Origin of the sequence: Companilactobacillus sp. FL22-1, assembly GCF_043951805.1 — a bacterium.
Taxonomy (GTDB): domain Bacteria; phylum Bacillota; class Bacilli; order Lactobacillales; family Lactobacillaceae; genus Companilactobacillus.
In genome coordinates, this window is record NZ_JBINJY010000007.1 from 138,822 (window position 1) to 151,168 (window position 12,347).

The following is a 12,347-nucleotide window of genomic DNA, read 5'->3' on the forward strand; positions in this document are numbered from 1 at the left end:
TTAAAACAAAGTAAATTGTTTTAACCTTTTGAAACTATCGATTAACGACGTTTCTTGTTGCGCTTACGAGCAGCCTCAGACTTTAACTTTCTCTTGACACTTGGCTTTTCGTAAAACTCACGTTTTCTATATTCTTGAAGAGTACCACTCTTTGAAACGGAACGTTTGAATCGACGAAGAGCATCATCAAGCGACTCGTTTTCACGAACGACGGTTTTTGCCATATGATAATCCCTCCTTCCGATTTCTAACGTAACTGTCTATTGCTCTTGCAGTTCATATGTTATTATAACAAAAAGAAGATAATGTTCAAATAATTTTTTACATTTTTTTGGAGGAATTTACTATGAAACAAAAATTAGATGTCTTTGTTCTCTCTGATGGTGTTGGTGAAACCGCTTTAAGAGTTGCTAGAGCAGCTTTCATACAATTCCCAGAAATGGATACAACTTTCACTAAATATCCCTTTATAAAAAAAGATGATCAGCTTCAAAGGATCTTAAATCGGGCTCGAGACGTCCATGCGGTGATTTTACATACAATTGTCTCAAAAGAAATCTGTGAAAATATCAATGAATTTTGTCAAAAGAATGGCATCGTCTATTATGATATTTTAAATCCCATTATTGGAACATATTCACAGATCAGTCATCAAACACCTTTGCGTAAAAAAGGCTTGTTGCATGAATTGGATAAAGACTATTTCGATATGATCTCTGCAATGGAGTTTACTATTACTAACGATGACGGTCAAAATCCAAAAGGTTTCCTCGAAGCCGACTTAGTTCTACTTGGTATTTCCAGAACTTCGAAAACCCCACTGTCGCTTTATCTAGCCAATAAAAACATTAAGGTAGCTAATCTACCACTATCACCGGCAACGGCCATCCCAGAGCAATTATGGGCGGTTGACAAGCAAAAGATCATTGGCTTAACTAACGATATGAATGTTCTATTAAAAATCCGTCGTCAAAGAATGATTGCCTACGGGTTAAATCCTGATACTAATTATTCAGATGAAGGCGAGATTCAAAAAGAAATCGACTACTCGAATGATATTTATCAAAAATTAGGTTGTCCGGTGATCAATGTTGCTGATCGTTCAATCGAAGAGACCGCAGCCATCATTATGGAAAAATTGAATTTCAATGGCTACAAAAATAGTTAAAAAATAATCCAAGTTACTAACCTATTACCTCTGACTCGAAACTTTGAATCAGAGGTTTTTTTATTTCATTAATCCGAAAATTATAAATAATTAAAAATATTTACTAAATTTGGTATATACCTATTGTTTGCAAACGATTCCAGGTTTATACTCTTGTTTGTTGTCAACTGAATTGAGCAACTATTAAGAGGGGGGATTTTTCATGAACAAATTCATGGATTGGCTTCAAGGAACTATCATGCCGCCGATGTCTAAAGTCGGTAACAATCGATACTTAGTCTCGATTCGTAACGGTCTTGTACTAACGCTTCCAGCTATTATCAGTGGGAGTATCTTTCTTATTTTAGGTAATATCCCGATTGCCGCTTGGACTAATCTGATCAAGCCTTATATGAATATGATCAGCGTCGCCGTCAATGGTTCTTTTGGAATCATTTCGTTACTAGCTGCTATCGGTATCGGATTTGAATTGGCTAAATCGTTAGAGATCGATCCAATTTCTGGCGCTGGGTTATCGACTATGGCCTTTGTTATCGTCTCATTCGATAATAAATTCAAACTCAACACTGATAATTTTTCATCATCAGGTTTATTTACAGCTATTATTACAGCAATGATTTCAGTAACTATTTTTAATTTCTTCATCAAAAAGAATATTGTCATCAAACTACCTGATGGTGTTCCCACGGCGGTATCAAATTCATTCGTTTCACTACTGCCTGGTTTTGTCATCCTGTTACTCTTTTGGGTCATCAGAATGCCTTTACACATCGATATCAACCAAGTAATTCAATCGATTTTCCATCCATTATTGTTTGCGATGAACACCTTACCGGGAATCTTAGTCTATACTTTCTTGGTCAGTTTACTTTGGGTCTGTGGTATTCACGGTGATATGACGCTAGAAGGAATTGCTGACCCTATCTTTTTACAATTTCTCGCTGCAAATGCAACCGCCTTTGCTCACCATCAACCACTGCCCTACGCGACAGCTGCCGGTTTTTCTAGTTTAATGGTCAACGTTGGTGGTACTGGTGCCACAATCACCTTGGTATTATTGATGCTCTTTTCCAAGAGTCGAACGTACCGCGATTTAGGACGAGTAGCTTTTCCAGGCGCCTTATTTGAAATCAACGAGCCCGTTATCTTTGGTTTCCCAATCGTTATGAATCCTTTGACGATGATACCTTTCATCATTATTCCATTGGTATTAGCCACTGGTAGTTACATTTTAATCAGCTTAGGTCTGATGAATGCTCCTGTAGCCATGGTGCCTTGGACAATGCCTCCAATTATCGGACCATTGATGGCCACAGGTTGGGATTGGCGTGCCGCCGTTTGGTCAGCTATTGAATTAATTATTGCTGGAGCAATGTATTATCCATTCTTTAAAGTAGCCGAAAAACAGATGGTTGCTGACGAACTAAAGAATGCCCAAAATGAAACTCAAACAACGACAGACCATCTACCTGTAAATTCGTAAAAAAATAAAGGGCCTCTAATTTAATAATTAGGTCCTTTATTTTTGTCTGGGAAAAGTCTATTGAGCTCTCAGTTTATCTTTCATTTCAGGATCAAATTGCCCTGCTTTTAACATTTCAATTTCTAGTTTGTATGGAGCAACACCCTTTTTATCATTTTCGTCTTTTTTAACATAAGGCGTTTCCATAATTTTAGGGACATTTTCCAACTGTGGATGGTGGGCAACATAATTCAAAGCATCAAAACCAATCGTTCCAAAACCTATACTGTCATGGCGATCCTTGTGCGACCCCATTTCATTCTTGGAATCATTCAAGTGGATAACGGAAAGTTTATCCAACCCAATAATGTGATCAAATTCATTCAAAACGCCGTCAAAATCATTTTTAACGTCGTAGCCGGCATCGTTCATGTGACAAGTATCCATTGTGACTGACAATTTATCGTTTTGTTGACAATTATCAAAAATTTCAGCAATTTGTTCAAAAGTGATCCCTACTTCCGTTCCCTTACCAGCCATAGTTTCAATCGCAACACTGACTTTTTGATCCGGCATAATAGCTTCATTCAAAGCTTGGCCAATTTGTTTCAAAGCCACCTCTGGCCCTTGATTCAAATGTGCTCCGGGATGAAAGCTCAACGCTTCAATACCTAAAGCATCCGAACGCATAAATTCATCATGCATAAAAGAGATCCCAAAAGGTAATTTGTCTGGTTTGACCGTGTTACCAAGATTAACAATATAAGGGGCATGACCAATAATATGGTCAATTCCGTATTCTTTCAAAAGTTTTTGGCCCTCTGGAATCTTCATTTCTGAAACATCTTTTCGACGAGTATTTTGTGGCGCCCCGGTAAAGATCATCATCGCATTAGCGCCATAACTGTGAGCCTCTTGTGCCGAGCCAACTAACATCTTTGGTGCTTTCATCGCTACATGTGAACCTATAATCATCCTAAAAACCTCCCTGAATTTAACTATCAAAAGTATAGCATAACAAAAAAAGTGAAACCTGACGGTCTCACCTAAAATTCTAATAAATATGTGCCTGATAGAAACGTCCCATAACTTTAACAGTATCGGTCACACTAACAAAGGCATGTGGATCAGATAATGACATCGCATTTTCTAAGTCATGTAATTCTGAACGGGAAATTACTGTAAAAAGAATTGTTTTTTCTTCATGCTTATAGGCACCTTCTGCATCATGAACAATCGTGATACCACGACGCATCTCATTTTGAATTTGCGTAATAACATTCTTTGGTTTTGAAGTTACGATCATAACTTGAAGTTTTTGATCCTTATTGTAAATCATATCAATAACTTGTCCGTTGATGAAGATACTGACCGCACTGTAGAGAGCATGGACCCAGCCGAAGAGAAAACCAGCACAGGCAACAATGAAGATATTGAAGATAATGTTGATCGTACCAACACTCTTACCAGTTTTCTTTCGTAAAATAATTCCCAAAATATCGATACCACCGGTAGAAATACCATTTCTCAGCGCCATTCCGGTACCGAAACCATTCGCTACTGCACCAAAAATGGCACAAACAAGCGGATCAGCAGTGATTCTAACAGGTGGCAATAAATGCATCATCAAACTGGCTAAAGCTACTGCAATCACCGTGAAAACAGTAAACTTATGATCGATTTTTCGCCACGACAATACGAATAGTGGTTCATTAAGTGCAAAGTACATAACCGCTGTTGACAAATTAAACGGCAACCAGCGATGTGAAACGGTAGAAATCAATTGGGCTGCACCAGTTACACCAGAACCATAAATCCCGCCCGGCGTCCAGAACATATTAACCGCAATCGATACCGCAATTGAATACAAAAAAGCTATTGATACTTTAGATAAGTACTGATGTCTTTCAATCAGCTTATCAATCTCGCCCATACTAAAAGTTCTCCTAGTTGTCTTAGTTACCTAAACATATTAGCACAAATGACGGGAATTTCAGACTATTTACGATGTTTTTTAATAAAATCAGCTCGACCGCCGCTCTCTTCGAGTTCAAAGCGTTCTGGATTTTTCTTATAAAAATCTTGATGATAGTCCTCAGCAGGGTAAAAAGTCGTCGCTGGTTGAATTTGAGTAACAATTGGTTCAGAAAATTCTCCTGATTCACTTAAAGCTTTTTTCGAGGCCTCGGCTATTTCTTTTTGTGACTCATTCTGATAAAAAATAACAGGACGATATCTATCACCACGGTCTTGGAACTGGCCCATTGCATCGGTTGGATCAGCTATTTGCCAATAAATTTCAACCAAATCTTGATAAGACACAACGTCGGCATCGTAAGTGATTTCAACAGATTCGGCATGACCTGTAGTCTCGGTACAAACTTGTTCATAGGTCGGATTGGCAACATGACCTCCGCAATAACCGGAAACAACTGAAATAATTCCTGGTTGTTCGTCAAAAGGCTTTACCATGCACCAAAAGCAGCCCCCAGCAAAAATGGCAGTCTCTTTTTTCATTAATCAGCATCCCCTTCATCAACATATTTCTTATAATCGGAATATCCTTGGTCATCCATATCTTCATATGGAATAAACTTCAAGGCAGCTGAATTAATACAATAACGTAAACCACCTAATTCTTGAGGTCCATCGGTGAAAACATGTCCCAAATGTGAGTCAGCACTTTCACTTCTAACTTCCGTTCTTTCACGACTCAAGCGAGTATCACGACGTTCCTTTAATTTAGCAATTGGTTCACTGAATGATGGCCAACCGCAACCAGCATCGTATTTCTTAGCTGATGAGAACAATGGCTCACCACTAGTAACATCAACATAGATGCCCTTTTTGTAAAAATCATCGTATTTTCCACTAAAAGAACGCTCTGTGGCAGCATGTTGGGTTACTTCAAGTTCTTCTTCATTCAGATTGGTTAGATCTTTTTTAAATTCCTTCATAAATAAACACTCCTTCTCTATTTATGTAACTAGTATAAGCTTTCATTAATTTTTTTCTAGCTATTTGCTTAAATTGTGTGCAATTAAAAAGCAAACTAAACAAAATATCAATTAATCAAAGGATTATCTAAGAACATCAGAAATGTATTTAAATACAGGATAAAAAATACCAGTACCTCAACCATCAATAATAGTTGACCCACTGGTATTTTAATCTAGAAATAATTTGTTGCTTTGCAAAATCTATCTTGCAAGTTTAGTTAATTGCAGTTTGTGTTAATCACATTAATCCTTTTTACTTACTTCAATGCCCAAATCATCCAATTGTTGTTTGGCAACTTCAAGCGGAGCATGTGTCATTGGTTCGGTAGCGTTTGAATTCTTAGGGAAAGCAATCACGTCACGGATATTGTCCTTGCCAGATAATAACATAGCGAAACGATCCAAACCGATTGCCAAACCACCATGTGGAGGACAACCATATTGCAAGGCATCTAATAGGAAGCCGAATTGTTCATAAGCTTTTTCTTTAGTAAAGTTCAAAGCCTTGAGCATCTTTTCTTGAATCTTGTAGTCATGGATACGAATTGATCCACCACCGAGTTCATAACCATTGAGCACGATATCATAACTTTGAGCGTAAGCTTTATGTGGATCTTCGCCATCATTTAGATAGTGAACATCTTCTTCATTTGGCATAGTGAAAGGATGATGGGCGGCAGTCCAACGTTGAATACCTTCATCATATTCGAATAATGGCCAGTTAACTACCCAAATAAAGGCAAATTCATTTGGATCATAAAGATGTTGTTCTTTGGCAATCGCATTTCTCAAGTAGCCTAAAGCATCGGCAACGACCTTTTTCTTGTCAGCAACGAATAGTAATAGATCATTATTTTCAAGGCCTAAACGTTCAACTAAGGCAGCTTCTTGAGGCTTGATGAATTTAGCAACGCCACCAGTTAACTCATTATCATTGAATTTAGTCCAGGCTAAACCTTTAGCACCGAAACGTTTGATATATTCTTGGTAAGCCTCAATATTCTTTCTGGAATATTTGTCAGCTCCATCTTTAACGACAATAGCCTTAACTTGACCCCCATTGTCAATGGTACCTTTGAAGACTTTGAATTCTGTATCGGCAAAAACATCATTAAGATTTTGTAGTTCCATACCAAAACGAACATCGGGTTTGTCAGAACCGAAGCGATCCATGGCATCGTCCCAGTTAATTCTTGGGAAAGGAGTCTTAACTTCAATACCCTTTTCATCCTTCATAACTCGAGCAATCAAACCTTCAGTAACAGTTTGGATTTCTTCTTTGCTCATGAAACTAGTTTCGATATCGATTTGAGTAAATTCTGGTTGACGGTCGCCACGAAGATCTTCATCACGGAAGCAGTGAGCCAATTGGAAGTAACGGTCAAAACCACCGACCATCAATAATTGTTTGAACAATTGTGGTGATTGTGGCAATGCAAAGAATCTACCTGGGTAGACACGTGAAGGTACCAAATAATCACGGGCACCTTCGGGTGTTGATGGTGTCAAGTTAGGAGTTTCGATATCAATGAAGCCGTTATCGTACAAATATTCATTAACAGAATGTTTAATCTGAGCACGAGTTCTGATGGCCTTTTGCATCTCTGGACGACGAAGGTCAAGGTAACGATACTTCAACTTAGTTTCTTCAGAAGAATCAATATCATCTTTAATTTCAAAAGGTGGTGTCAAAGACTTATTGAGAATTTCAACCTTTTCAACGACAACTTCAACTTTACCAGTTTTCATATCGTCGTTAGTAGCGCCTTCACCACGAAGTCTGACAGTCCCAATCGCATTGATGACATACTCTGAACGAAGCTCTTCAGCGGTTTGGAGTGCTGCTTGATGATCATTGTTGAAAACTAATTGGACGATTCCTTTGTAGTCTCTTAAGTCAACAAAAATCAAATTACCTAAATCGCGGCGTCGTTGAACCCAGCCGCTTAAAGAAACTTGTTTACCAACATATTCTTCTGTGATGTTGCCACAGTAATCAGTTCTTTCTTCCATAATTATCCCTCGATCTTTTTCAATTCTGCTGCTAAGTTTTCTAATGAAACGCTAACTTGGTCACCAGTCGCCATGTTCTTAACATTGGCTGTATCATTCTCTAGTTCTGTATCACCGATTGTGACAGTATATTTAGCGTGCAAATTATTGGCCGTCTTAAACTGAGCTTTAATTTTTCGTTGTAAATAATCCTTATCAGCACAGAATCCAGCTCTACGTAAGCTAGAGAGAATCTTAACTGAAGCTCGTTCAGCTTTTTGGCCGATAGTTACCAGATAGACATCCAAATCGTCTGTACTTGGCAAGTCTTCATCCTTCAATAACAACATCAAACGTTCAACCCCTAGGCCAAAACCAATACCTGGTGTTTCCGGACCACCTAATTCTTCGACCAATCCGTTATAACGACCACCGGCTAAAACAGTGATCTCCTTGTTGCCAAAAGCTGGATCAGTTACCATAAATTCAAAAATCGTGTGGTTATAATAATCAAGTCCGCGAACCATGGTCGAATCTACTTCGTAATTAATACCTAAGTCTTCGAGCAAACCTTTGAGATATTCAAATCTCTTTGCTGAAGCTTCGTTTAAATAATCCAAAATTGATGGCGCATTGGCAACGAACTTCTTATCATTCTCATCTTTACTATCAAGAATTCTTAGAGGATTTTTATCCAAACGAATCTTTGAATCCTCACTCAATTGATCTTTAAAAGGTGTGAAATAATCAACTAAAGCTTTGTGATAAGCGGCTCTTGATTCCGGATCGCCTAGCGTATTCAAAGCTACTTTCAAATTCTTAATACCTAAACGGTTTAAGAATTCCAAACCTACAGAAATAATTTCGGCATCTAATTCTGGTGAGTCAGATCCAAAAGCTTCGACTCCGATTTGGTGGAATTGACGTTGACGCCCAGATTGTGGACGTTCATATCTAAACATTGGGCCCTTGTACCAAACTTTATATGGTTTAACATGTTCTGGTCCATAAAGTTTATTTTCGACATAAGCCCGAACTACTCCCGCTGTTCCTTCAGGACGTAAAGCCAAATGACGATCACCTTTGTCTTTAAAATCATACATTTCTTTGGAAACGATATCTGAGGTATCGCCTGATGATCTTTCAAAGACTTCATATGATTCAAAGATTGGTGTTCTAATTTCAGAAAAACGATACTTATTAAAAGTTTCTTGAGCGATTGCTTCGACATATTGCCACTTTTGAGAATCTCCTGGCAAAATGTCCATCGTTCCTTTAGGTTTTTGATAGCGCATAAAAAATCCTCCTTAAATAAAAAACACCCTTGTCTAAATAAGACAAGGGTGCATTTTGCACGGTACCACCTAGTTTTTTTGCTGCAGTTAACGCCTGCCAAACGATAAAAAAGTCACACAATCAGTCGTTATCTGCTCTCAGCCACCAGATTCTCTGTAAAACGATTTATTTGATTAAGAATATACTTATAAACTATCCAAAAATACAGACGTTGTCAAGCCAATCAACCAATGTTAACGTTTTCTCCTAAAATTTATCAGCGATTTCACTTTTATTTTCAAACAGCAAGAAAAAGTGTAAAATTTATCAAAAATTTTGCAATCTAATCTTTCAACTTGTTGTCATATTAAGTAATATATAGTTATAGAAATGTCAGTAATTTGACACTAAGGAATCAGTTAAATGAAAAAAATTATAAAGTTTTTTATTAAAAACCGGATCCTTGTTGCTATTTTGCTCTTAATTGCTCTGTCAAGCTGGTCAACTGTCGCCCTAGCAAGTGCCAATGCTGTCGTTGTACAGTCTGATTCAGTTAATGTCCGAGTTGGCCCTGGTCTTTCCTATGCCAACATGGGACAGGTAAAAAAAGGTGACAAATTAGCCATCTTGGATGAAAAGAACAAGTGGTATCAAGTAAGATTGTCCGGAGATAAAATTGGCTGGGTTGCCAGCTGGCTGATCGATAATACTGATGTTAGCTCAGCTACTAATAAAGTTGGGATCATAAAGGTTCCTAATACAACCGTCTTCAAAGGTGCTGATGAGAACAGCAGCGTCTTGGGTACGATTGAACAATCACAAAAAGTTACCATTATGTATCAAGAACAAGATTGGACACAAATCCTTTACAATGGTACTGCTGGTTGGGTCAAATCGAGTTTCATCCAAGGTACCCAAGAAACTTCTGGTTCCACTTCAACGAGTGACAACTCAGATGATGGAATTAAAAAAGTTACAGTCACCCAACCCAATACTAAGTTACGAATTGAACCTGATCAAAACGGACGAGTAGTTAAAACAGCCAAAGTTGGTAAACAATTCGATTACTTGGGTAAAGACGGCAAATGGTACAAAGTTAGAGATTCTGACGGTTCAGTCGGTTACGTTGCCAGCTGGGTCGTAACGATTTCTGGAACTAAGAGTGCTGTTAAATCCGCCGCAACTAATATTTCAGAAGCAACTATCGTGATCGATCCTGGTCATGGTGGCGACGATTCTGGTGCTGAGTCTAAAAAAGATACTTATGAAAAGAATTTTACTTTAGCTTATGCAAAAGCTATTCAACAAGAACTGGCTAAAACAGGTGCACGGGTAATTTTGACCCGGACTGGTGATCAAAGTAAGACTCTTGGGCAAAGAGCTCGTTTGTCTAGCAAGATGCAAGCGGATGCCTTCATCAGTTTACACTTTGATTCCAGTGCTCAAGCTAATGCCGGTTCAGGCGTCACAACTTATTACTATAATAAGAATAAAGACGGTCAGTTAGCCGATGATATAAACTCACAATTGAAGAGTTTGGCTATCGGTAACCGTGGAACTGCTCAGAAAGACCTCTATGTCTTGCACTATAACAGCCAACCATCAATCTTGATCGAGCTAGGCTATATCAATTCGACTGCGGATTATAAGTACATTAACTCCAACTCGTACAAACAAAAGGTTGCGCAAGATGTTACAAATGGTCTCAAAGAATATTTCAAATAACAGTAATATAGCTGTGACAAAACAGCCTCTTTAGCATAAAAGTTCGGTGGGAAATTTTTTCAAATCCTCACCGAACTTTTTTATGTGACTTAAACTCGTAAAAAAAGCAAATCTTCCATAGATTTGCTTTTAAAATGCTATGCATATTTATTTAAATTAATAATTTGACTCAATTTCAAGTGAATATAAAAAAATCGTAACAATTAGTATATCTTTGTAAAAACCAAGACCCAGTTTATTCTCATTGGAATAGCTGTTCATTTCTTGTAATAGTTGACGTCCTTCAGTCCGATTGCAGCCGCCGACCCGTAAAATTTCCTTGGCATAACCTTGCATGTTTTTTAATTCTTCAACCTTATCAGGCATAATCATAACCTTGGGGTCAGTTTCTGCTACAATATCCATCAATGTATCTAAAAGATTTCGCTCAAAGTTGTCATTGTGACGACTCTTTAAGAATGGCAAAGCAATATCAAAAGCTGTTGGAAACCCCTTTATAGCTTCAGAACGTACTCCACCGATGCCATATTTCAAATATAACTTCTCACCTGGCATCAAGTCAGTCTTTTCTTCAAGCTCTTCAGGCTGCTCGTTATCAAGATCGACTAACATCTTTTTGACAGTTTCTTGCAGATGTTCTTGATCATATCCAGCGGCCGTCAAAAGTATCCCCAGTGAAAAAAGCGCACCTTGATTGGGATTTACGCCATTAGTTTCAGGCAAGTAAACGTTTTCCGCTTGTTTTCCCAAAGTACGCAAGGATTCAAACAATTCTGATAATCTATCACCGTCGAAATATTCTCCAAGTTGAACAAACTTAATGAAATAAGGCTTCAGAGTATAAACCTTGTCTATTGCTTGATGAATTGCTTGCTCTGAATTTGAAGAAGCGTCGCTTGGCTCTAGCAACCATGGCCTTGGTTGTAAATTTAATTCATATAGAAGCGACTTTATGGCAATTTTAGAAAGATCCGACTCACTTTTCATACACAATCACCTTTTCATTAATCAAAATTTGATGTAATAAGATGACCTTTTTAACCGAGTGAAGACATTGAAAAAGGTCCTGGCAAGACCGTTGTTAACGATTGGCATATTAGGTTCACATCGATTAAAAATATATTTACATCTCCCACGTTATTCTATGACATTTATTTATTATAATCCAGCTAATTAATGAAGCCTATGGGATATTTTTCATTTTTTATTATTCCACTTATTAATATTTTTGAAAAAAAAAACGTAGAATCAGCAGCTACGTAAGTAGCCATTGTTCTACGCTAAAAACATTTACAAAAACAAATTATTATTTAATTCAAAGACTTACTCCGAATAAGGATGAACGCAATCAGCTAATCGCGATTGAATATAATTTAATTCTGTTTTTTTCAACTCACGACTATCCTTAATCGTCTTTACCAGGCCAAGGATCGTTTCTTTTTCTTGGTTGTCAGTCAAATTCAAGCTGTATCCATTGCGTCGTAAGAAGAAATCCATCGCCGCAATAGCAGTTTGAGTATTATATTTTTCAAAAATATCATCACAAATGACGGTACAGAATAAATGAGTTAAATACTCATTCAAATTATCGAATTGGTTCAAAAACTCAATATTACTTTGCAAACGTTTCTCACTAAAAGTAATCTCGTCACTATCTTCAATTGCTAAATGAATTGCTACGACTTGATCGTATGACAATTTGTTCAGTTTATTTTCCATCGTTACA

General features: G+C 37.6%; 12 protein-coding genes. 3 read left to right on the forward strand and 9 right to left on the reverse strand.

Annotated features, from left to right (window positions below; all coding sequences use genetic code 11):
* Window positions 1-41: 41 nt before the first annotated feature.
* Entirely contained in the window at window positions 42-224 is a 183-nt protein-coding gene (rpsU, locus tag ACG72T_RS07480; protein WP_010019742.1) for a 30S ribosomal protein S21, read from the reverse strand.
* A 122-nt stretch (window positions 225-346) separates the two neighbouring features.
* Here rpsU and ACG72T_RS07485 point away from each other — a divergent pair, with 122 nt between their 5' ends.
* Window positions 347-1,168, forward strand: a complete 822-nt coding sequence (locus tag ACG72T_RS07485; RefSeq protein ID WP_395265560.1) for a pyruvate, water dikinase regulatory protein — start codon at window positions 347-349, stop codon at window positions 1,166-1,168.
* Between the two features lie 202 nt (window positions 1,169-1,370).
* The gene (locus ACG72T_RS07490; RefSeq protein ID WP_395265561.1) at window positions 1,371-2,651 is read left to right on the forward strand and encodes a PTS sugar transporter subunit IIC; all 1,281 of its coding nucleotides are present in this window, start codon (window positions 1,371-1,373) and stop codon (window positions 2,649-2,651) included.
* A gap of 57 nt (window positions 2,652-2,708) precedes the next feature.
* Here the strand turns inward: ACG72T_RS07490 and ACG72T_RS07495 are convergent, their stop codons facing one another.
* The 6 genes from ACG72T_RS07495 to hisS form a co-directional block, all read right to left on the reverse strand.
* Window positions 2,709-3,605: a deoxyribonuclease IV gene (locus ACG72T_RS07495; RefSeq protein WP_395265562.1), complete on the reverse strand. Its 897-nt coding sequence runs from the start codon at window positions 3,603-3,605 to the stop codon at window positions 2,709-2,711.
* A 79-nt stretch (window positions 3,606-3,684) separates the two neighbouring features.
* Window positions 3,685-4,563, reverse strand: coding sequence for a YitT family protein (locus ACG72T_RS07500; protein ID WP_395265563.1), 879 nt, complete (start codon window positions 4,561-4,563; stop codon window positions 3,685-3,687).
* A gap of 65 nt (window positions 4,564-4,628) precedes the next feature.
* Window positions 4,629-5,147, reverse strand: a complete 519-nt coding sequence (msrA, locus tag ACG72T_RS07505; protein ID WP_395265564.1) for a peptide-methionine (S)-S-oxide reductase MsrA — start codon at window positions 5,145-5,147, stop codon at window positions 4,629-4,631.
* Window positions 5,147-5,587: a peptide-methionine (R)-S-oxide reductase MsrB gene (gene msrB / locus ACG72T_RS07510; RefSeq protein WP_395265565.1), complete on the reverse strand. Its 441-nt coding sequence runs from the start codon at window positions 5,585-5,587 to the stop codon at window positions 5,147-5,149. Before msrB ends, msrA begins: the two co-directional genes overlap by 1 nt.
* Before the next feature lie 285 nt (window positions 5,588-5,872).
* Complete coding sequence (gene aspS / locus ACG72T_RS07515; RefSeq protein ID WP_395265566.1) at window positions 5,873-7,642, reverse strand: aspartate--tRNA ligase; 1,770 nt, start codon at window positions 7,640-7,642, stop codon at window positions 5,873-5,875.
* Between the two features lie 2 nt (window positions 7,643-7,644).
* The gene (hisS, locus tag ACG72T_RS07520) at window positions 7,645-8,916 is read right to left on the reverse strand and encodes a histidine--tRNA ligase (protein ID WP_395265567.1); all 1,272 of its coding nucleotides are present in this window, start codon (window positions 8,914-8,916) and stop codon (window positions 7,645-7,647) included.
* Between the two features lie 403 nt (window positions 8,917-9,319).
* Here hisS and ACG72T_RS07525 point away from each other — a divergent pair, with 403 nt between their 5' ends.
* Entirely contained in the window at window positions 9,320-10,621 is a 1,302-nt protein-coding gene (locus ACG72T_RS07525; protein WP_395265568.1) for an N-acetylmuramoyl-L-alanine amidase, read from the forward strand.
* 156 nt (window positions 10,622-10,777) lie between these two features.
* Here ACG72T_RS07525 and ACG72T_RS07530 read toward each other — a convergent pair whose 3' ends face one another.
* A complete protein-coding gene (locus ACG72T_RS07530) occupies window positions 10,778-11,608 on the reverse strand; it encodes a triphosphoribosyl-dephospho-CoA synthase (RefSeq protein WP_395265569.1) in 831 nt (276 codons plus the stop codon).
* 336 nt (window positions 11,609-11,944) lie between these two features.
* Complete coding sequence (locus tag ACG72T_RS07535) at window positions 11,945-12,340, reverse strand: hypothetical protein (RefSeq protein WP_395265570.1); 396 nt, start codon at window positions 12,338-12,340, stop codon at window positions 11,945-11,947.
* Window positions 12,341-12,347: the final 7 nt, after the last annotated feature.